The sequence below is a fragment of the Citrobacter sp. Cb023 genome, assembly GCF_030336805.1.
Lineage (GTDB): Bacteria > Pseudomonadota > Gammaproteobacteria > Enterobacterales > Enterobacteriaceae > Citrobacter > Citrobacter braakii.
The window spans coordinates 13,493-32,898 of record NZ_JAOWCV010000026.1 but is presented as its reverse complement, the minus strand read 5'-3'; the positions used below and the strand labels follow the sequence as shown (position 1 = coordinate 32,898).

Below are 19,406 nucleotides of genomic sequence, written 5' to 3'. Positions count from 1 at the left end.
AATTGCAGAAAAATGACTGACCGCTGCATTCCACAGCAAAACCCCGCCTTATACCCATTTACACACAGAGTTATCCACAAACCACGCGATCGTTTGTGCACTTCTCTGTTTATATGAGCATCCTTCAACGGAAAAAGAAGAGGTCAAAATCGAAAATTAAAAATTCGCGAGCGTTGCGCAAACGTTTTCGTTACAATGCCCCCGCACAACAAGGATGCCCCGTAAGGGGCGTTAGCTGAGTTTTTAGCCAAGAATTCACCTAACGCTCTCTGTAATAGTCAAATCCAGGGGATTTACCATGCAACAACGTCGTCCAGTCCGCCGCGCTCTGCTCAGTGTTTCTGACAAGGCCGGTATCATCGAATTCGCTCAGGCACTTTCCGCACGCGGTGTGGAGCTGCTGTCTACAGGTGGCACTGCGCGCCTGTTGGCTGAGAAAGGCCTGCCAGTGACCGAAGTTTCCGATTACACCGGCTTCCCGGAAATGATGGATGGACGCGTAAAGACCCTGCATCCGAAAGTCCACGGCGGCATTCTTGGTCGTCGCGGTCAGGACGACGGGATTATGGAACAGCACGGCATCGCACCTATCGACATGGTGGTTGTTAATCTGTACCCGTTCGCCGATACCGTTGCCCGTGAAGGCTGCTCGCTGGAAGATGCGGTAGAAAACATTGATATCGGCGGCCCGACGATGGTGCGTTCCGCTGCCAAGAACCATAAAGATGTGGCTATCGTTGTGAAGAGCAGCGACTACGTCGCCATTATTAAAGAGATGGATGCCAACGACGGTTCTCTAACCCTCGACACGCGTTTCGATCTCGCGATTAAAGCCTTTGAACACACCGCCGCTTACGACAGCATGATTGCCAACTACTTCGGTAGCATGGTTCCGGCCTACCACGGCGAAAGCAAAGAAGCCGCCGGTCGCTTTCCACGTACACTGAACCTGAACTTCATTAAGAAGCAGGATATGCGCTACGGCGAGAACAGCCACCAACAGGCTGCCTTCTATATAGAAGAGAATGTTAAAGAAGCGTCCGTTGCCACCGCGCAGCAGGTACAGGGCAAAGCACTTTCCTACAACAACATCGCCGATACCGATGCGGCGCTGGAGTGCGTAAAAGAATTCAACGAGCCAGCCTGTGTGATCGTCAAACACGCTAACCCGTGCGGCGTGGCAGTCAGTACCTCTATTCTCGATGCTTACGACCGCGCCTATAAAACCGACCCGACCTCTGCGTTCGGCGGCATCATCGCCTTCAACCGCGAACTGGATGCCGAAACTGCTCAAGCCATCATTTCCCGTCAGTTCGTGGAAGTGATCATCGCGCCATCCGCAACCGAAGACGCACTGAAAATCACCGCCGCCAAACAGAACGTCCGCGTGCTGACCTGCGGTCAGTGGGCACAACGTGTGCCGGGCCTGGACTTCAAACGCGTTAACGGCGGTCTGCTGGTTCAGGATCGTGACCTGGGTATGGTGAGCGAAGGTGAACTGCGCGTAGTTTCCAAACGTCAGCCGACCGAACAGGAACTGCGCGATGCGCTGTTCTGCTGGAAAGTGGCTAAATTTGTAAAATCCAACGCCATTGTTTACGCCAAAGAGAACATGACTATCGGTATAGGCGCAGGCCAGATGAGCCGCGTATATTCCGCAAAAATCGCCGGGATTAAAGCCGCCGACGAAGGTCTGGAAGTTCAAGGTTCCTCTATGGCATCCGACGCTTTCTTCCCGTTCCGCGATGGGATTGATGCCGCCGCCGCCGCTGGTGTGACCTGCGTGATCCAGCCGGGCGGTTCTATCCGTGATGATGAAGTCATTGCTGCCGCCGACGAGCACGGCATAGCGATGGTGTTCACCGACATGCGCCACTTCCGCCATTAATCCACGGAGCAGACGATGAAAGTATTAGTGATTGGCAACGGGGGGCGCGAACACGCGCTGGCCTGGAAAGCGGCGCAGTCGCCAAAAGTCGAAACGGTATTTGTCGCACCAGGCAACGCGGGCACCGCGCTGGAACCTGCGCTGCAAAACGTGGCAATCGGCGTGACCGATATTCCGGCGCTGCTGAGCTTTGCCCAGAATGAGAAGATCGATCTGACCATCGTTGGCCCAGAAGCGCCTCTGGTAATTGGCGTGGTCGATGCGTTTCGCGCCGCCGGTCTGAAAATCTTCGGCCCAACCGAAGGTGCAGCGCAGTTGGAAGGCTCCAAAGCCTTCACCAAAGATTTCCTTGCCCGTCATAACATTCCAACGGCGGAGTATCAGAACTTCACCGAGATTGAGCCTGCGCTGGCCTATCTGCGTGAGAAAGGCGCGCCGATCGTTATCAAGGCCGACGGCCTGGCCGCCGGTAAAGGCGTTATCGTCGCGATGACGCTGGAGGAAGCCGAAGCCGCCGTTCATGACATGCTGGCAGGTAACGCTTTTGGCGATGCGGGCCACCGTATCGTGATCGAAGAGTTCCTCGACGGTGAAGAAGCGAGCTTTATCGTGATGGTTGACGGCGAGCACGTGCTGCCAATGGCCACCAGCCAGGACCACAAACGCGTGGGCAACGGCGATACCGGTCCGAACACCGGCGGTATGGGCGCTTACTCACCTGCACCGGTGGTGACTGACGACGTTCATCAGCGCACCATGGAACGCATCATCTGGCCAACCGTAAAAGGCATGGCGGCGGAAGGGAACACTTACACCGGTTTCCTGTACGCAGGTCTGATGATCGACAAACAGGGCAACCCGAAGGTTATCGAGTTCAACTGCCGCTTCGGCGATCCGGAAACCCAGCCGATCATGCTGCGTATGAAATCGGATCTGGTCGAACTGTGCCTTGCCGCCTGTGACGGCAAGCTGGATGAGAAAACCTCTGAGTGGGACGAACGCGCCTCTTTGGGCGTAGTGATTGCCGCGGGCGGTTATCCGGGCAACTACAATACTGGCGATGAGATCCACGGCCTGCCGCTGGAAGAAGTCGCTGACGGTAAAGTGTTCCACGCGGGCACCAAACTGTCTGCTGACGATCGCGTGCTGACCAACGGCGGTCGCGTCCTGTGCGCCACCGCGCTGGGCAACACCGTTGCCGAGGCGCAGCAGCGTGCCTACGCTCTGATGACCGACATCCGTTGGGACGGCAGCTTCAGCCGTAACGACATCGGCTGGCGCGCCATCGAACGTGAGCAAAACTAACGGCTGAGCTTAGCCAGCAGCGTTTTGCGCGTAATACCTAACTGACGGGCGGCTTCGGTTTTATTGCCGCCCGTTTTTTCCAGCGCCGCCAGAATCACTTCTTTTTCGACATCCACCAGCGGTTGGATCTCGCCACTGTATTCCGTTTTTATCGGTGTCGCGGCAATCGCCATCGGCAGTTCGCGTTCGGAAATATATTCCCCCGTTAGCAGCACCACCGAACGCTCAATCGCATTTTCCAGCTCACGGATATTACCCGGCCAGTCATAGTGGATCAGCAGATCCATCGCCTGCGGAGTAAAGCCTTTCACCGCTTTTCGATTACGTGTGGCAAAACGCTGGAGAAAATGTTCGGCCAGCAGCGGAATATCTTCCCGACGCTGGCACAGCGCTGGCATTTCAATAGTGATGACGTTCAGGCGATAGTAGAGATCCTGACGAAAGTGCCCGGCGTTAACTTCCTCCGCCAGATCGCGATGTGTGGCGGCGATCAGCCGGACATCAACCGCAATAGTCTGGTTGCTGCCAACCCGTTGCACTTCCCGCTCCTGGATTGCCCGCAGCAGACGCACCTGCATTAGCGGTGAGATATCACCAATTTCATCAAGAAATAACGTGCCGCCTTCGGCTTCCACAAAGCGCCCTTCCCGCCGCTTATCCGCGCCGGTAAACGCGCCTTTCTCGTGACCAAAAAGTTCGGACTCCAGCAGCGACTCATTAAGCGACGCACAGTTCAGCGTCACCAGCGGTTTATCACAGCGGGCACTGCTGGCATGCAGCGCCCGGGCCACCAGCTCTTTCCCCGTACCGGAGTCTCCGTGAATGAGCACCGTTGCATCCGAGGGCGCAACCATCGCGATTTCATTGATCAACTGCTGCATCGCCGGACTGCTGCCAATCATGCCAAACTGCGCAGCCGACCCTGACGGCAGTTCAGCGCCCGTTTCCCGCGTATGCGCCAGCGCCTTTTCCAGCGTCTCCTGCAGGCGATCAAAATCCAGCGGCTTGATTAAGTAGTCCAGCGCCCCGGTTTTCAGCGCCTCAACGGCGGTCTCCACGCTGGAGAACGCCGTCATGATCAATACCGGAATCGCCGAATTCAACGCTTTAATCTCTTTCAGCGTTGCGATGCCGTCCATCTCCGCCATACGCACATCGCACAGCACTAAATCAAATACGCGTTCACGCACCTGTTCCAGTGCCGCTTGCCCGCTATAGGCCAGCGCGACCTCATAACCCCAGCCGCGCAGCAGCGCCTGTAAAATGGTGCAGTGGCTGATATCGTCATCTACCACCAGAATATTGATTTTTCCGCGCGTCATCCTTGTTAATCCTGTTGTTTCGCGTTGGTTGGCAGCCAGAGGGTAAAGGTTGCGCCTTTGCCCTCAACGCTTGCCACATGAATGGTACCACCGTGCTGTTCAATTATGTTCTGCACTACCGCCAGCCCAAGGCCGGTTCCATCCGCTTTAGTCGTGAAGTAAGGCGTAAAAATGGCCTCCAGCTGTTCCGCGGCAATCCCTTTCCCGCTATCAATAACCACGATTTTAACGCGATCGCCGCTGCTTTCACTCGCTTCAACCGTAATCGTGCCCTGACGACCAATCGCATGAATGGCGTTCAGATACAGATTCAACAGAACCTGAGTCAGTCGGTCGGGATCGGCCTGAATAGCGGGCAGCGTGGAACTGGCCGAAAAACGTAGCTGGATTTCCCGGCTTGCCGCATCCTGACTCACCAGGTTTAATGAGTGGGTGATGACCTCATTGAGATCCACCTGTTGCAGCGTCAGATGCGCAGGTTTCACCAGCTCCAGCAGTTCGCTCACCACCCGATTTAAACGGTCCGCCTCTTTCGCCATCACCTGTGCCAGCTCATGCGACTCGCCACCAGCCGGAGTTCGTTCGGCAAAATACTTCGCTAAACCTTTGATCGATGAAAGCGGGTTTCGAATCTCATGCGCGACCCCGGCAGCCAGATGCCCGAGCGCCATCAGTTTTTCTTTACGCTTCATCGCATCCTGCAGTTCTTTGTACGAGCGCTGATAGCGCTGATACCAGAAGAACGTCAGCACAGTGGCCAGCAGCACGGCCGCCAGCGCAGACAGGACAATCAGGGTGTTACGCCACTCTCTTGCCTGAGTCGCAGCCAGATCGCTGGCATCAAAAGCGATAAATATGGTTTGTGCGGGGGTAATAAGCTGTCCGTCATTGCTGGCACAGCGCGCCATGCCATGACGTCCTGAACCATACATAGGCTGAAACTGACGATAAATTTCCAGGACCGGTGTTTTTTCACCGTCCCCCGTAGGCATGTCAATATTCCGCCAGCTTTCTTGTTCCCCGGGGCTTAATTGCCGCAGGACATCCGGTGAATAGAGCGTTTTACCGACCATCGCGGAATTGCTATGAGTAATAATGACGCCATGATCGTCAACGACGGCAAACCATAGCACGCCTGGTTGTACGGCCATTTCCTCCAGCAGCGTCTGCTGTTGAGCATGATGCATGCGCATCCCCATACCTACGCGCGTACCAGACTCCAGAGCGCGGATGAGCACGCTGCCTTTTTCCAGTAGCGTTTGCCGCGCGGCGCCGCTTTCCCGCCCATAGTCCCGAATGGTCATAATCGAAAACCAACCGACCAAAATCAGGATTGCCGCCAGCAAGAGTCGGCTCAACCACTTGGCCGCCGTGTCCTTATAAAGACGCATACGCTCTCCCTTTATCCCACCCGTTCCTTTCATCGTTGCAGGTATACAGCAGAAATCATGCCATTTTTTCTCCGTGATAACCCTGCCCTCAGACACAAACCGCTGAAAGTAGCGGGTAAAAATGACCCGCCGGCGCGTTCTGGCGAGTCATTTTTACTCGTCGCCCTGTAAAGGCCACGACTACAACGCCCGCGGGACCGGGATTGCCGCTTTGGCACGGAAGATGCAATAGGAAATGTAATCTAACCAACAGGAGAACGACCCATGAAACGGAACAACAAACTGGCGCTGATTGCACTCTCTCTTATCGCGTTGGGCTCTACCCCGGCGCTGGCGCAGAATCACTGGGGATATGGTGATGGAATGCAGCAACGAGGCGGTACGCCAATGACCACTGAGCAGCAGGCTACCGCGCAGAAAATATATGATGATTACTACTCGCAGACCAACGCCTTGCGCCAACAGCTGACCTCTAAACGTTATGAGTACAACGCGTTGCTAACAGCCAGCTCGCCAGACACAGCAAAAATTAATGCCGTGGCAAAGGAGATGGAGGCGTTGAATCAGTCACTGGATGAGCAGCGCGTTAAACGCGATGTCGCAATGGCCCAGGCAGGCGTACCTCGCGGAGCGGGAATGGGCTACGGCGGGTGCGGCGGTGGCGGTAACCATCGCGGCGGCCATATGGGAATGGGCCACTGGTAAACGTTTTTTGCCGGATGGCGGCCTCACCTTATCTGGCCCGATGTCCTGGCATCAGGTTTTCAGAAGGTTTTGGCAGTAGGCTGCCAGTGACAAAAATCTTCATTAGCAACCAGCAGTAGCTGCGACCCTTCTGGCGCTTCCAGCCATGCCACACTCACTTCTACAGATGAATGGCTCTGGCGGCGCTCAATGTGGTTTATCGCCCACGATTCCAGATCGGGCTTCAGTGTTTCACCTTCACAGGTCGTGACTGTGTTATTCGCATGCCAGCGTCCCTGACGCAATATCACCCGTCCCTGACGCAACGCATCGCTGGTCTGGCGGATTTGATCGGCACGATAGCGGTAAAGCGCAATTTGATCGCTGGAAAGCTGCTGCTTTTGCCCATCGACTTCACGCTGCATGAAACTCAGTTCGCCCCGGTCATCGAAGCGTATACGGACATGTTCCGGTGGTTGACTGTAAGTGTTGAGTTCTATCAGCGAGAGCGAATCACCCTGCCAGCGGTATTCACTGGTGGTGGTATCGCCTTTACGCCACGGACTAAATACCGAGAGCAAGTGAACATCGTCGCTGGAATCTTTACGCCAAATGCGTACCGCCCCCTGATCGCCAACATAGCCGCTGGCCGTGAACGGAGGAAGCTCAGAGTGGCGACTACAGGCAGACAGTAACAGCACACCTGAAAGCCAAAGCGAATGACGCCAGATGGACAAAAGGGGCGAAACCGCCCCTTCGATAAAACTGTTCACTGCCACGCGAATTACTTAACCGCGTCTTTCAGTGCTTTACCAGAAACAAATGCCGGTACGTTAGCTGCGGCAATTTTGATTTCTTTACCGGTCTGCGGGTTGCGGCCAGTGCGCTCAGCACGGTGGTTCACTTTGAAGGTACCGAAACCAACCAGTTGTACAGCATCGCCTTCTTTCAGAGACTCAGTAATAGCAGCCAGAGTGGATTCCAGAGCAGCTTTAGCCTGTGTTTTAGACAGTTCTGCTTTGTCTGCAATTACATCAATCAGTTGAGTCTTGTTCATAAGTTATCCTTACAATGTGTTTATCGCTTGCTAAGCATCGAGTGCGACGGAAATGCCAGAAAAGCACTCTCCTGCATACACGCACCGATAGCCACTTTTTTTCGCCCCCCAAATGTAGACCAGACCGGGGGCGGATGGGAAGCCTTCAGGCACGACAAATCAGGCGTTAAATCACGTTTTATGGTGTCATTGCTGAAAATTTATACCAATATTGCTCTCGCCAGCCTCGCGCAGGTCTGCACGAAGCCCTTTTATCAGCTCAATATCGCGTTCTTCACAGTCGGCTAAAAGTCGGAAAATTTCCCACTGAATATCCCATTCTTGCTCAACGGCCGGGTTCTCTTTGAGCTCTTCATCGGTCATTTCGCGACCAGCCTGGGTCATTTCCAGCATCGCAACCGTCGTAATCGAAGCCTTACTCACCTCAATTGCATGTTCCAGCGTTTCACCGCTAAGACGCGAATGCATCAGTTCGCTTAATGCCACACAGGCATCAATCGCCGGATAAACGCCGTACAAATCGTAATCGTCTGCTGAAGGAATAGCCTCTTCAAATTTTTCCAACTGGCTATCGAAATTGATTTTCGCGTCTTTAACCGTCAGCGCTTCCCAAATCAAATCCAGAATTCGGCGGTAAATTTGTCCATCGCCAAATTCGGTTTGCTTACAGAACATGGCGTAGTTGGGGTACATGCGTTCGCACAGACAGGCCATAAACGTGACGTGCTGCCAGCTTTCCAGCTTCTCCAGACGCAGGTGAATCGGATTTTGTAACATGATGAGTTCTCAAATACGGAAATTAGCGGCAGTTTACCCGATATGGGGCGTTTTTGCTGCAAGCCGCGTAAAAGCAGGGCGTTCGGATGCCACCGCATCTGCCCAGCGTGTTGGTTCCGGCAGACGATAGCCGTTCATACAGCATTGTACCCACGCTAACGCGCTGTCCTGGCTCACGCGATGACCCGTAGAGATAAACAGCGGGTTACAGCGTGCTTTGCTGCGCCAAACCCATGCCAGCTGTTCGCCTTTATCCAACAACGGCGCTAACGCTCCGGGTTCGGCGGCGAGCGGCTCAAACTTGCCGCACAACCGTTTTTTCGCCACGCCAATCGTCGGGACATCCACCAGCAGGCCAAAATGGCTGGCCACGCCCAGACGGCGAGGGTGAGAAATCCCGTGACCGTCAACGAATAGCAGATCAGGCTTGTGCGAAAGCTGCTGCCAGGCGGCCATCAGCGCGGGTGTTTCGCGAAAGGAGAGAAAGCCAGGAATGTAGGGCATGGTGGTGGCGATTCGCGCCACCTTGTATTCAACCAGTTCCAGCGAGGGGTACTCCAGTAAGACCATCGCGGCTCGCGTCACTTCGCCCCCCTGCTCGAACCCAACGTCCGCCCCGCCGATCAGATCCGGCGGATCGCTCCTCAGGCGATCCTCGCGGATCACTGAAGAGGCCAGTTCAAGCTGCTGTGCGCGTAATGACGCAAGATCCATAATGACTCCTTAGCGGTGATACTGTTCCGACAACCGATGTACCGCCTCCACGAAGACACCCGCATGCTCTGGCGGGACATCCTGATGAATGCCGTGGCCCAGGTTAAAGACATGGCCTTCACCCTGACCAAAACCGGCCAGAATCGTCGCCACCTCTTCTTCGATGCGGGCTGGCGGCGCATACAGCATGGACGGATCCATATTGCCCTGCAGTGCCACTTTATGACCTACACGACGACGCGCATCGGCAATGTCAGTGGTCCAGTCCAGACCTAACGCATCACAGCCGGTTTCCGCCATCGCTTCCAGCCACTGACCACCGCCTTTGGTGAACAGCGTCACCGGTACGCGACGACCTTCGTTCTCGCGCATCAGGCCGTCGACGATTTTGTGCATGTAATACAGGGAGAACTGCTGATAGTCGCGACCGGTCAGCACACCGCCCCAGGTGTCGAAAATCATTACCGACTGCGCGCCCGCTTTGATCTGCGCGTTCAGGTACAGAGTGACGCTCTTCGCCAGCTTATCAAGCAGCAGATGCAGCGCCTTTGGATCGGCGTACATCATCTTTTTAATCACGGTGAAGGCCTTACTACTGCCGCCTTCGACCATATAGGTCGCCAGTGTCCACGGGCTACCGGAGAAGCCGATCAGCGGCACTTCGCCTTTCAGTTCACGGCGGATAGTGCGCACCGCATTCATCACATACCCCAGATCATCTTCCGGGTCCGGGATCGGCAGTTTGTCGACGTCAGCCTTGCTGGCGATCGGTGAGGTAAAGCGTGGGCCCTCTCCGGCTTCAAAATACAGCCCAAGTCCCATCGCATCGGGAATCGTCAGGATATCCGAAAAGAGGATCGCCGCATCAAGCTTATAGCGACGCAGCGGCTGCAGCGTGACTTCGCAGGCCAGCTCGGCATTTTTGCACAGCGCCATAAAATCGCCCGCTTCGGCGCGCGTGGCTTTATATTCCGGTAGATAGCGGCCCGCCTGGCGCATCATCCATACCGGAGTGACATCAACGGGCTGGCGCAGCAGCGCACGCAGATAACGATCGTTCTTCAGTTCGGTCATTTTTCCATTCCTTGAGCTATTTCACGCCAGTGTAACATGTGTGTCACTCATACTCTGCCCGGCAGAGGGCGACGGTATCTTCAATCAATCGACGCGCGACGGTGCCCGGCGGGGGCAGGAGCGGTAAATCGTCATAGCGATACCAGTTCGCTTCCAGCAGTTCTTTCGGGTCAATAACAATTTCGCCGCTATCATACTCCGCCATAAATGCGGTCATCAAAGACTGTGGGAACGGCCACGGCTGAGAAGTGACGTAGCGCAGGTTTTTCACCTTAATGCCGCTCTCTTCCATGACTTCGCGCGCCACCGCCTGCTCGAGGGTCTCGCCCACTTCGACAAAACCCGCCAGCACGGTATGCACGCCGTTACGATGGCGAACATGTTGGGCAAGCAGGATAGTGTCGTCACGGCGAATAGCGACGATAATGCAGGGGGCAATTTGCGGGTAGTAGCGTTCTCGACAGTGGCTACACAGCATCGCCCATTCCGTTTTACTCGGGTGCATGGGATGACCGCAGTAACCGCAGAATTTATGTGAGCGGTAGAACTCGGCCAGTTGTACGCCGCGTCCGGCCAGTTGAAACAGGCCAACGTCCTGGTCAATGACCTGGCGCACCGATCCCATATCGTACCGACGCTGCTGCTGCACCAGCCAGACCGTCTCCCCTTCCCATTCACCTATAGGAAGTGCACGCTGCCCGGTCAGATCAAAACTTGCTGCGTCGCCGTAAGGCAGTTCGCCACGAGGTAACCATAACTTTTGCTCATGACTGACAATCCACCAGCCGCTATCTAATTTTTCAATTATACGATCCATATCTCTTGCGCAACCTTTGCTTCACAGGCATGTTGTTTACATTATTTTTACATTTACGGGTGAGCCGTTCCTAAACACCATCTTGCGGAGTCAATCATGCTAAACCAGCTGGAAAGCCTGACGGAGCACGTCGGAGGAAGTAACAAACTGGTTGATCGCTGGCTACATGTACGTAAGCACCTGCTCGTGGCTTACTACAATCTGGTTGGCATTAAGCCTGGCAAAGAATCGTACATGCGGCTCAATGAAAAGGCGCTGGATGATTTTTGCCAGAGCCTGGTCGATTACCTTTCCACCGGACACTTCAGTATTTATGAACGTATTCTCCATAAATTGGAAGGGAACGGGCAGCTTTTAAAAGCCACAAAAATTTGGCCGCTCCTGGAAGCCAATACGCAACTGATCATGGACTACTATGATTCCAGTCTGGAGACCGCCATTGATCACGATAACTTCCTTGAATTTCAACAGGCCTTATCGGATATCGGCGAGGCGCTAGAAGCCCGGTTCGTGCTGGAAGATAAGCTGATCATGCTGGTTTTTGATGCGATGCACGAGAGTGGCATGATCAAACGTCCTGCTTGAGATTTGCGACATTAACGCGTAATTTACATTCATTACCTCTTTTTGAGGTTACTTCTTGTCGGAGTGCTTATTTTCCACAGCAGCATGAGTGGAAAAGGCTGAGACCGTTAATTCGGGATCCGCGGAACCTGATCAGGTTAAAACCTGCGAAGGGAACAAGAGTCAATCTACAACCGTATCGCCCTTTGGCGTTCGTCTCTCTTGCTTCATCCGTCGTCTGACAAGCCATATCCTTACTTTTATTTGGAATGAGCTATGTCTGCCACTACTAAACCATCACGCCGCGAACAACGCGCCCAAGCCCAACACTTTATCGACACGCTGGAAGGTACCGCCTTTCCTAACTCAAAACGTATCTACATCACCGGTTCGCAGGCGGATATCCGCATCCCGATGCGCGAAATCCAGCTAAGTCCTACGCTGATTGGTGGTACGAAAGACAACCCGCAGTTTGAAGAGAACGAAGCCGTGCCGGTGTACGACACCTCCGGGCCGTACGGCGATCCTGATGTGGCGATTAACGTTCAGCAGGGTCTGGCGAAACTGCGCCAGCCGTGGATTGCGGCGCGTAATGATAGCGAAGAATTAGACGACCGTAGCTCCGCTTATACCAAACAACGTCTGGCCGACGATGGCCTGGACGAGCTGCGTTTCAGCGGCCTACTGACGCCAAAACGCGCCAAAGCCGGCAAGCGCGTTACCCAGTTGCACTATGCCCGTCAGGGGATGGTTACCCCGGAGATGGAATTTATCGCCATCCGTGAAAACATGGGCCGCGAGCGCATTCGTAGTGAAGTGCTGCGCCATCAGCATCCAGGGATGAACTTTGGCGCTCGCCTGCCGGAAAACATCACCCCGGAATTCGTGCGTGATGAAGTCGCTGCGGGCCGCGCGATTATTCCTGCCAACATCAACCACCCGGAATCCGAGCCGATGATCATCGGCCGCAACTTCCTGGTGAAGGTGAACGCCAACATCGGTAACTCGGCGGTGACCTCCTCCATTGAAGAAGAGGTGGAGAAGCTGGTGTGGTCGACCCGCTGGGGCGCAGATACGGTGATGGACCTCTCCACCGGCCGCTATATTCACGAAACCCGCGAGTGGATCCTGCGTAACAGCCCGGTGCCGATCGGTACCGTACCGATCTACCAGGCGCTGGAGAAGGTTAACGGGATCGCTGAAGATCTCACCTGGGAAGCCTTCCGCGACACGCTGCTCGAACAAGCCGAACAGGGCGTCGACTACTTCACCATTCACGCGGGCGTACTGCTGCGCTACGTGCCGATGACCGCCAAACGCCTGACAGGTATTGTCTCGCGCGGCGGTTCGATCATGGCGAAATGGTGTCTCTCTCATCACAAAGAGAACTTCCTGTTTGAACATTTCCGCGAGATTTGCGTAATCTGTGCCGCCTATGACGTTTCGCTCTCTCTCGGCGACGGCCTGCGTCCAGGCTCGATTCAGGATGCCAACGACGAGGCGCAGTTCTCCGAGCTGCATACGCTGGGCGAACTGACCAAAATCGCCTGGGAATACGACGTGCAGGTGATGATTGAAGGCCCGGGTCATGTGCCGATGCATATGATCCAGCGCAACATGACCGAAGAGCTGGAGCACTGCCATGAAGCGCCGTTCTACACCTTAGGGCCGTTGACGACAGATATCGCGCCGGGCTATGACCACTTCACCTCCGGCATTGGTGCGGCGATGATCGGCTGGTTTGGCTGTGCGATGCTGTGCTACGTCACGCCAAAAGAGCACCTTGGCCTGCCGAACAAAGAAGACGTGAAGCAAGGGCTGATTACCTACAAGATTGCCGCCCATGCCGCTGATTTAGCCAAAGGCCATCCGGGTGCGCAGATCCGCGATAACGCCATGTCGAAAGCACGCTTTGAATTCCGCTGGGAAGACCAGTTTAACCTCGCACTCGACCCATTCACCGCCCGCGCCTATCACGATGAAACCCTGCCACAGGAGTCCGGCAAGGTTGCCCACTTCTGCTCCATGTGCGGGCCGAAGTTCTGCTCGATGAAAATCAGCCAGGAGGTCCGCGACTACGCCGCCGCACAAACCATTGAAATCGGAATGGCGGATATGTCGGAGAACTTCCGCGCCAAAGGCGGCGAAATCTACCTCAAAAAAGAGGAGGCGTGATGTACCAGCCTGATTTCCCGACCGTGCCGTTCCGCCTCGGGCTTTACCCGGTGGTAGACAGCGTTGAATGGATTGAACGCTTGCTGCAGGCAGGTGTGCGCACGATCCAACTGCGCATTAAAGATAAACGTGATGAAGAGGTCGAAGCCGACGTCATTGCCGCCATTGAGCTGGGGCGTCGCTATGATGCTCGCCTGTTTATCAACGACTACTGGAGCCTAGCAATTAAGCACAACGCGTACGGCGTGCATCTGGGCCAGGAAGACCTCGAAACCACCGACCTGAAGGCGATTCAGGCGGCGGGGCTACGCCTGGGTGTTTCCACTCACGATGATATGGAGATAGAGGTAGCGCTGGCTGCTAAGCCTTCTTATATCGCGCTGGGCCATGTCTTCCCGACGCAAACCAAGCAGATGCCGTCGGCCCCGCAGGGTCTCACGCAGCTGGCAAGCCATAGTAAACGACTGGCGGATTACCCCACTGTCGCTATCGGCGGCATCAGCCTTGAGCGCGCCCCGGCGGTGCTGGCGACCGGTGTTGGCAGCATTGCCGTGGTCAGCGCCATAACCCACGCCGCAGACTGGCAGGCAGCCACGGCGCAGCTACTGGACATTGCGGGAGCCGGCGATGAATGACCGCGATTTTATGCGCTACAGCCGCCAGATCCTGCTCGGCGACATTGCCATTGAGGGCCAACAAAAGCTGCTCGATAGCCATGTGCTGATCGTCGGTTTAGGTGGGCTCGGCTCGCCTGCGGCACTGTATCTGGCGGGAGCGGGCGTCGGCACGCTGACGTTGGCGGACGATGATGACGTTCATCTGAGCAACCTGCAGCGGCAAATATTGTTCACCACCGATGATATCGCCCGGCCGAAAGCACAGGCGGCAAAGCGACATCTGGCACGCCTTAATCCGGACAGCGAGCTGGTCGTCCTTGAGCAGCGGCTGACCGGTGAGGCGCTCCGGCATGCGGTAGCGCGTGCCGACGTGGTGCTCGACTGTACCGACAACATGGCGACGCGCCAGGAAATTAACGCCGCCTGCGTGATGCTCAACACTCCGCTCATCACCGCCAGCGCTGTGGGCTTTGGCGGCCAGCTAATGGTACTGACGCCACCGTGGGAACAAGGCTGTTACCGTTGCCTGTGGCCGGATGATGTAGAGCCGGAACGCAACTGCCGCACCGCCGGCATCGTCGGCCCGGTTGTGGGCGTGATGGGCACCTTGCAGGCGCTGGAGGCGATTAAATTACTCAGTGGCATTGAAACTCCCAGTGGGGAGCTACGCCTGTTCGACGGTAAAACCAGCCAGTGGCGCAGCCTCGCGCTGCGTCGTGCCAGCGGCTGCCCGGTCTGCGGAGGACAACATGCAGATTCAGTTCAATGATGAGCCGATGCAGTGCGCCGAGGGACAAACCGTCAGCGGGCTGCTCACTGCGCTAAATCAACTTAAACCGGGAGCGGCGCTGGCGCTTAATCAACAGATCCTGCCGCGCGAGCAGTGGGAGCAGCAAATCGTGCAGGAAGGCGACCAGATCCTGCTTTTTCAGGTTATTGCAGGGGGTTGATATGTTACGTATTGCCGACAAAACGTTTGATTCACATCTGTTCACCGGCACCGGAAAATTTGCTTCGTCGCAGCTGATGGTCGAGGCGATTCGCGCCTCCGGCAGCCAGTTGGTGACGCTGGCGATGAAGCGCGTGGATTTGCGCCAGCACAACGATGCCATTCTGGCCCCACTTATCGACGCGGGGGTGACGCTACTGCCTAACACCTCTGGGGCGAAAACCGCGGAAGAGGCTATTTTCGCCGCACAGTTGGCACGTGAAGCGCTGGGCACAAACTGGCTAAAATTAGAAATTCACCCGGACGCCCGCTGGCTATTGCCGGATCCGATTGAAACGTTAAAAGCCGCGGAAGCATTGGTGAAACTGGGCTTTGTGGTGCTGCCCTACTGCGGCGCGGATCCGGTGCTGTGTAAGCGGCTGGAAGAGGTCGGCTGCGCAGCGGTAATGCCGCTCGGCGCGCCCATCGGTTCTAATCAGGGACTGGAAACGAAAGCGATGCTGGAGATTATTATCCAACAGGCAACCGTACCGGTGGTGGTTGATGCGGGTATCGGCGTCCCCAGCCACGCCACACAGGCGCTGGAAATGGGTGCCGACGCAGTGCTGGTCAACACGGCAATCGCCGTGGCCGACTGCCCTGTCACGATGGCCACCGCCTTCCGTCTGGCGGTTGAAGCGGGCCTTCTGGCGCGCCAGGCGGTACCAGGAAGCAAAAGTTCGCAGGCAAGCGCCACCAGCCCGTTAACCGGATTCCTGGAGGCCTTCGTATGAAAACGTTCAGCGACCGCTGGCGCCAGCTTGACTGGGACGACATCCGCCTGCGTATCAACGGTAAAACCGCCGCTGACGTGGAGCACGCCCTCAACGCTTCACAGCTTAGTCGCGACGATCTGATGGCGTTGCTCTCCCCTGCCGCCCTCAACTATCTGGAGCCGTTGGCACAGCGAGCGCAGCGCCTGACTCGGCAGCGCTTCGGCAACACGGTCAGCTTTTATGTGCCGCTGTATCTCTCGAATCTTTGCGCCAACGACTGCACCTACTGCGGCTTTTCCATGAGCAACCGTATCAAACGCAAAACGCTGGACGAAGATGAGATAAAACGAGAGTGTACCGCTATCCGTGAGCTGGGTTTTGAGCATCTGTTGTTGGTCACCGGTGAACATCAGGCAAAAGTCGGAATGGATTACTTTCGTCGCCATTTGCCTACCATTCGCCGCCAGTTTGCCTCGTTGCAGATGGAAGTTCAGCCGCTGTCAGAAGCTGAATATGCGGAGCTGAAGACGCTGGGACTGGATGGCGTGATGGTGTATCAGGAGAGCTATCATGAGACGATTTACGCTCGCCACCATCTGAAGGGGAAAAAGCAGGATTTCTTCTGGCGACTGGAAACGCCGGACAGGCTGGGCCGCGCAGGGATCGACAAAATCGGTCTTGGCGCGTTGATTGGTTTGTCCGACAGCTGGCGGGTCGATTGCTATATGGTGGCTGAACATCTGCTGTGGATGCAGCAGCATTACTGGCAGAGCCGCTACTCCATCTCCTTCCCTCGCCTGCGCCCATGCACCGGTGGCGTTGAACCCGCATCGATCATGGACGAGCGACAGTTGGTCCAAACCATTTGCGCGTTTCGTTTACTGGCGCCAGAAATTGAGCTGTCGCTCTCCACCCGCGAATCGCCATGGTTCCGTGATCATGTGATCCCGCTGGCGATCAACAACGTCAGCGCCTTCTCAAAAACACAGCCCGGCGGTTATGCCGATAACCATCCTGAACTGGAACAGTTCTCCCCACACGACGCCCGTCGCCCAGAAGCCGTTGCTGAAGCACTAATGGCGCAGGGGTTACAGCCCGTGTGGAAGGACTGGGACAGCTATCTGGGACGCGCTTCGCAGATGCCGTAAGTCCGGAGCAATCGCATAAAACGAAAAAACCCGCTTTCGCGGGTTTTTTCTTCACTGTCACTTAACTGCTCAGGCTCTGGCCTTCATCGCTATCGTAAGCATTAGTGAAATTATCGGCGATTACAGCGCGACAACGTTAACAGCAGACGGGCCTTTAGCGCCATTCTCCACAGAGAACTCCACTTTTTGACCTTCGTCTAATGTTTTAAAATCGTTACTCTGGATAGCAGAGAAATGCACAAACACGTCCTTGCTACCGTCCTGAGGAGTGATAAAGCCGAAGCCTTTCTCAGAGTTAAACCATTTTACTAAACCAGTCATTTTGTTAGACATAGATACTTCCTTTCATATTTTTGAGCCGCTTAAGCAGCGAAGATGGCCTGTTTTGCAGAAATTAACTTATGGGGCACTTAGGGAGGAGGCTCATGAAGAAGAGTATCTGAGGATAACGCTTGAACTGAGAACTGCTTTACTAAAACTGCTTTCATAAGGTCTGTGTATCAAACCGATGTCGCTATAGTAGACTTACTTCTAATCAATAAGCAAGCATTAATTTATTTAATAATCGATTAGCGCCGAAATGTTACACCATCGCGGTTGAGCATTTCAGGTAACAACTTGATCTAAAATGAACAAAAGCCCTGACCATTGCAGTCAGGGCTTTAAGTTACTACACACTTCAAATTTAACATTAATAAACTTAACGATTTAATACTGCTGATGGTACTACTTTAAAATGTACACGTTTACTACAGATAATATTGGATATTGATACTAACTAAAACCGTCCTCTATTTACCGTTAAACATATTCCACCCGCTTGATAATAGAACTCAAGGCTGGTGACCTAAACAAGTACACTTCCCCTCGCGACATATACTCTTTGATGCGTTGCCTTATTTCCCTTGCGATAACCAGAAAACAGAAACCGCAAACATTTACTATTAAATCATGGCGTTACATCGTCGCGTTTTACTAACTATTTGCGATTAGATATATCAACTACGTGGCCTGAAAGCATTGCCGAGGTGAATAAATAGCGTTTTCAGCATCGACTATCCCATACAAAAATACTTCGTGGCCTTTATCGCAACCCCCAATCAAGCTCTACTAACACTTACTACGTTAACAGCAAACTACAATTTCTCCGCTGTTAAGTATTAACATACGGGTTTAAAAAACGCTGTCAATACTGTTTTTTATAACATGTCTTTATTAACAGTGATTATATATTCCTGCATATGATAAATGGGTCAACAATCGCCAAATCAGGGCCAGATCGTAGGGTTGAGCCTCTTTTTGTAACCGGTTTCAGAAAAAGTGACTTTCTTTGTGATGCTTTGCACACAATCGTTGCAAAGCAGTTGTTGCTGCGGCTGGCTCGCGATAATTATCACCCCACACATGTTGATCGAGACTGCTTATGAAAAACATCGTTTTATGCTGTGCCGCCGGAATGTCCACCAGCATGCTGGTGCAAAAGATGAAAGATGCCGCCCAGAAAAAAGGAGTCGACGTCACTATCAAAGCGGTCCCGGTGGCTGAGTTTGAAGAGAATATCGCCACTGCGGATATCGTATTGCTCGGCCCACAGGTTAAGTATGAACAGGCCAAGCTGCAGGCGCTCGCCAACCCGCTAGGAAAAAAAGTCGCCGTTATCGATATGATGGATTACGGCATGATGAAAGGCGATGCGGTACTGGACAAAGCGCTGAAACTATTGGAGTGATGGCATGGAAGAGTTAGAAACGATCATCATGGAATTATTGGTAAACGCCGGAGCTGCGCGCAGTCAAGCCCTGACGGCGTTGCAACTGGCGCGTAAAGGTGATTTCGCCGGGGCAGAACACGCGATGATAGAATCACGCGAGTATGTTAAACAAGCGCATAAAATCCAAACCCAACTGATCGGAATTGACGAAGGTACCGGCAAACTACCGGTTAATCTCATCACCGTCCATTCGCAGGACCACCTGATGAATGCCATGGTGATTCAGGATCTGGCAGGCGATATGATTGAACTGTATCGACGCTTACCACCAGTAAACTGATCGGAAGGCGTAAGCCTGGCGTCATCATGCCGGATGGCAGCTGATGCCTTATCCGGCCAACATAATACATCTTAAATCCATCGACATAAAAAAACCCGCCGAAGCGGGTTTTTTATTA

Annotated in this window: 21 protein-coding genes and 1 riboswitch; of the genes, 12 read left to right on the top strand and 9 right to left on the bottom strand. The window is 54.4% G+C overall.

The annotated features are described in order from the left end of the window. Positions 1-298 precede the first annotated feature (298 nt). Both purH and purD read left to right on the top strand, forming a co-directional pair. Positions 299-1,888 (top strand): bifunctional phosphoribosylaminoimidazolecarboxamide formyltransferase/IMP cyclohydrolase, encoded by a 1,590-nt coding sequence (purH, locus tag OGW44_RS04180; protein ID WP_185655149.1) that lies wholly within the window; start codon positions 299-301, stop codon positions 1,886-1,888. 15 nt (positions 1,889-1,903) lie between these two features. Then, positions 1,904-3,193 (top strand): phosphoribosylamine--glycine ligase, encoded by a 1,290-nt coding sequence (purD, locus tag OGW44_RS04175; protein WP_016157951.1) that lies wholly within the window; start codon positions 1,904-1,906, stop codon positions 3,191-3,193. Here purD and zraR read toward each other — a convergent pair. After that, positions 3,190-4,515 carry a sigma-54-dependent response regulator transcription factor ZraR gene (gene zraR / locus OGW44_RS04170; protein WP_049282587.1) on the bottom strand — a complete coding sequence of 442 codons (1,326 nt, stop codon included), beginning with the start codon at positions 4,513-4,515 and terminating at the stop codon, positions 3,190-3,192. The two genes, purD and zraR, sit on opposite strands and share 4 nt — an antisense overlap. A 5-nt stretch (positions 4,516-4,520) precedes the next feature. Next, positions 4,521-5,906 carry a two-component system sensor histidine kinase ZraS gene (gene zraS, locus OGW44_RS04165; RefSeq protein ID WP_019078472.1) on the bottom strand — a complete coding sequence of 462 codons (1,386 nt, stop codon included), beginning with the start codon at positions 5,904-5,906 and terminating at the stop codon, positions 4,521-4,523. Between the two features lie 264 nt (positions 5,907-6,170). Here zraS and zraP point away from each other — a divergent pair, with 264 nt between their 5' ends. Continuing rightward, the gene (gene zraP / locus OGW44_RS04160) at positions 6,171-6,611 is read left to right on the top strand and encodes a zinc resistance sensor/chaperone ZraP (RefSeq protein WP_016155316.1); all 441 of its coding nucleotides are present in this window, start codon (positions 6,171-6,173) and stop codon (positions 6,609-6,611) included. A 59-nt stretch (positions 6,612-6,670) separates the two neighbouring features. On the opposite strand, the gene OGW44_RS04155 is transcribed toward zraP, so the two are convergent. The 6 genes from OGW44_RS04155 to nudC form a co-directional block, all read right to left on the bottom strand. Then, positions 6,671-7,363: a DUF1481 domain-containing protein gene (locus OGW44_RS04155; RefSeq protein ID WP_016155315.1), complete on the bottom strand. Its 693-nt coding sequence runs from the start codon at positions 7,361-7,363 to the stop codon at positions 6,671-6,673. Positions 7,364-7,374: 11 nt separating this feature from the next. After that, complete coding sequence (gene hupA / locus OGW44_RS04150; protein WP_001044509.1) at positions 7,375-7,647, bottom strand: nucleoid-associated protein HU-alpha; 273 nt, start codon at positions 7,645-7,647, stop codon at positions 7,375-7,377. 186 nt (positions 7,648-7,833) lie between these two features. Next, the gene (locus tag OGW44_RS04145; protein ID WP_003842015.1) at positions 7,834-8,424 is read right to left on the bottom strand and encodes a YjaG family protein; all 591 of its coding nucleotides are present in this window, start codon (positions 8,422-8,424) and stop codon (positions 7,834-7,836) included. A 33-nt stretch (positions 8,425-8,457) separates the two neighbouring features. Further along, positions 8,458-9,138 (bottom strand): deoxyribonuclease V, encoded by a 681-nt coding sequence (nfi, locus tag OGW44_RS04140; RefSeq protein ID WP_185655148.1) that lies wholly within the window; start codon positions 9,136-9,138, stop codon positions 8,458-8,460. A 9-nt stretch (positions 9,139-9,147) separates the two neighbouring features. Further along, positions 9,148-10,212, bottom strand: a complete 1,065-nt coding sequence (gene hemE, locus OGW44_RS04135) for a uroporphyrinogen decarboxylase (RefSeq protein WP_185655147.1) — start codon at positions 10,210-10,212, stop codon at positions 9,148-9,150. 43 nt (positions 10,213-10,255) lie between these two features. Continuing rightward, positions 10,256-11,029 carry an NAD(+) diphosphatase gene (gene nudC / locus OGW44_RS04130; protein ID WP_080860953.1) on the bottom strand — a complete coding sequence of 258 codons (774 nt, stop codon included), beginning with the start codon at positions 11,027-11,029 and terminating at the stop codon, positions 10,256-10,258. A gap of 96 nt (positions 11,030-11,125) precedes the next feature. Here nudC and OGW44_RS04125 point away from each other — a divergent pair, with 96 nt between their 5' ends. The 7 genes from OGW44_RS04125 to thiH all read left to right on the top strand — a co-directional run bounded on the left by OGW44_RS04125 (position 11,126) and on the right by thiH (position 17,237). Next, positions 11,126-11,614, top strand: coding sequence for an Rsd/AlgQ family anti-sigma factor (locus OGW44_RS04125; RefSeq protein ID WP_016155311.1), 489 nt, complete (start codon positions 11,126-11,128; stop codon positions 11,612-11,614). Positions 11,615-11,663: 49 nt separating this feature from the next. Beyond that, positions 11,664-11,786: riboswitch (TPP riboswitch) on the top strand. 83 nt (positions 11,787-11,869) lie between these two features. After that, positions 11,870-13,768, top strand: a complete 1,899-nt coding sequence (gene thiC / locus OGW44_RS04120; RefSeq protein WP_185655146.1) for a phosphomethylpyrimidine synthase ThiC — start codon at positions 11,870-11,872, stop codon at positions 13,766-13,768. Beyond that, a complete protein-coding gene (thiE, locus tag OGW44_RS04115) occupies positions 13,768-14,403 on the top strand; it encodes a thiamine phosphate synthase (protein ID WP_185655145.1) in 636 nt (211 codons plus the stop codon). Before thiC ends, thiE begins: the two co-directional genes overlap by 1 nt. Then, the gene (locus tag OGW44_RS04110; RefSeq protein ID WP_103928819.1) at positions 14,396-15,154 is read left to right on the top strand and encodes a HesA/MoeB/ThiF family protein; all 759 of its coding nucleotides are present in this window, start codon (positions 14,396-14,398) and stop codon (positions 15,152-15,154) included. The genes thiE and OGW44_RS04110 overlap by 8 nt, the downstream gene beginning before the upstream one ends. Continuing rightward, positions 15,135-15,335 (top strand): sulfur carrier protein ThiS, encoded by a 201-nt coding sequence (gene thiS, locus OGW44_RS04105; RefSeq protein ID WP_016155307.1) that lies wholly within the window; start codon positions 15,135-15,137, stop codon positions 15,333-15,335. The genes OGW44_RS04110 and thiS overlap by 20 nt, the downstream gene beginning before the upstream one ends. Before the next feature lies 1 nt (position 15,336). After that, a complete protein-coding gene (thiG, locus tag OGW44_RS04100; protein WP_047415991.1) occupies positions 15,337-16,107 on the top strand; it encodes a thiazole synthase in 771 nt (256 codons plus the stop codon). Beyond that, a complete protein-coding gene (gene thiH / locus OGW44_RS04095) occupies positions 16,104-17,237 on the top strand; it encodes a 2-iminoacetate synthase ThiH (RefSeq protein ID WP_185655144.1) in 1,134 nt (377 codons plus the stop codon). Before thiG ends, thiH begins: the two co-directional genes overlap by 4 nt. Before the next feature lie 120 nt (positions 17,238-17,357). Here the strand turns inward: thiH and cspE are convergent, their stop codons facing one another. Next, positions 17,358-17,570 carry a transcription antiterminator/RNA stability regulator CspE gene (cspE, locus tag OGW44_RS04090; protein WP_016155304.1) on the bottom strand — a complete coding sequence of 71 codons (213 nt, stop codon included), beginning with the start codon at positions 17,568-17,570 and terminating at the stop codon, positions 17,358-17,360. A 1,090-nt stretch (positions 17,571-18,660) separates the two neighbouring features. On the opposite strand from cspE, the gene OGW44_RS04085 reads away from it, so the two are divergent. Both OGW44_RS04085 and OGW44_RS04080 read left to right on the top strand, forming a co-directional pair. Beyond that, positions 18,661-18,966, top strand: coding sequence for a PTS sugar transporter subunit IIB (locus tag OGW44_RS04085; RefSeq protein WP_075849244.1), 306 nt, complete (start codon positions 18,661-18,663; stop codon positions 18,964-18,966). Between the two features lie 4 nt (positions 18,967-18,970). Next, positions 18,971-19,288: a PTS lactose/cellobiose transporter subunit IIA gene (locus OGW44_RS04080; RefSeq protein ID WP_047415986.1), complete on the top strand. Its 318-nt coding sequence runs from the start codon at positions 18,971-18,973 to the stop codon at positions 19,286-19,288. Positions 19,289-19,406 lie beyond the last annotated feature (118 nt).

What these genes read in the sequence shown, in the direction of transcription:
- thiC (WP_185655146.1), top strand. Translation starts at nt 11,870, where the DNA reads ATGTCTGCCACTACTAAACCATCACGCCGCGAACAACGCGCCCAAGCC.
- cspE (WP_016155304.1), bottom strand. Translation starts at nt 17,570, where the DNA reads ATGTCTAACAAAATGACTGGTTTAGTAAAATGGTTTAACTCTGAGAAA.
- hupA (WP_001044509.1), bottom strand. Translation starts at nt 7,647, where the DNA reads ATGAACAAGACTCAACTGATTGATGTAATTGCAGACAAAGCAGAACTG.
- OGW44_RS04110 (WP_103928819.1), top strand. Translation starts at nt 14,396, where the DNA reads ATGAATGACCGCGATTTTATGCGCTACAGCCGCCAGATCCTGCTCGGC.
- thiG (WP_047415991.1), top strand. Translation starts at nt 15,337, where the DNA reads ATGTTACGTATTGCCGACAAAACGTTTGATTCACATCTGTTCACCGGC.
- purD (WP_016157951.1), top strand. Translation starts at nt 1,904, where the DNA reads ATGAAAGTATTAGTGATTGGCAACGGGGGGCGCGAACACGCGCTGGCC.
- OGW44_RS04125 (WP_016155311.1), top strand. Translation starts at nt 11,126, where the DNA reads ATGCTAAACCAGCTGGAAAGCCTGACGGAGCACGTCGGAGGAAGTAAC.
- nudC (WP_080860953.1), bottom strand. Translation starts at nt 11,029, where the DNA reads ATGGATCGTATAATTGAAAAATTAGATAGCGGCTGGTGGATTGTCAGT.
- hemE (WP_185655147.1), bottom strand. Translation starts at nt 10,212, where the DNA reads ATGACCGAACTGAAGAACGATCGTTATCTGCGTGCGCTGCTGCGCCAG.
- purH (WP_185655149.1), top strand. Translation starts at nt 299, where the DNA reads ATGCAACAACGTCGTCCAGTCCGCCGCGCTCTGCTCAGTGTTTCTGAC.
- thiH (WP_185655144.1), top strand. Translation starts at nt 16,104, where the DNA reads ATGAAAACGTTCAGCGACCGCTGGCGCCAGCTTGACTGGGACGACATC.
- zraS (WP_019078472.1), bottom strand. Translation starts at nt 5,906, where the DNA reads ATGCGTCTTTATAAGGACACGGCGGCCAAGTGGTTGAGCCGACTCTTG.
- zraP (WP_016155316.1), top strand. Translation starts at nt 6,171, where the DNA reads ATGAAACGGAACAACAAACTGGCGCTGATTGCACTCTCTCTTATCGCG.
- nfi (WP_185655148.1), bottom strand. Translation starts at nt 9,138, where the DNA reads ATGGATCTTGCGTCATTACGCGCACAGCAGCTTGAACTGGCCTCTTCA.
- thiE (WP_185655145.1), top strand. Translation starts at nt 13,768, where the DNA reads ATGTACCAGCCTGATTTCCCGACCGTGCCGTTCCGCCTCGGGCTTTAC.
- OGW44_RS04085 (WP_075849244.1), top strand. Translation starts at nt 18,661, where the DNA reads ATGAAAAACATCGTTTTATGCTGTGCCGCCGGAATGTCCACCAGCATG.
- zraR (WP_049282587.1), bottom strand. Translation starts at nt 4,515, where the DNA reads ATGACGCGCGGAAAAATCAATATTCTGGTGGTAGATGACGATATCAGC.
- OGW44_RS04145 (WP_003842015.1), bottom strand. Translation starts at nt 8,424, where the DNA reads ATGTTACAAAATCCGATTCACCTGCGTCTGGAGAAGCTGGAAAGCTGG.
- OGW44_RS04080 (WP_047415986.1), top strand. Translation starts at nt 18,971, where the DNA reads ATGGAAGAGTTAGAAACGATCATCATGGAATTATTGGTAAACGCCGGA.
- thiS (WP_016155307.1), top strand. Translation starts at nt 15,135, where the DNA reads ATGCAGATTCAGTTCAATGATGAGCCGATGCAGTGCGCCGAGGGACAA.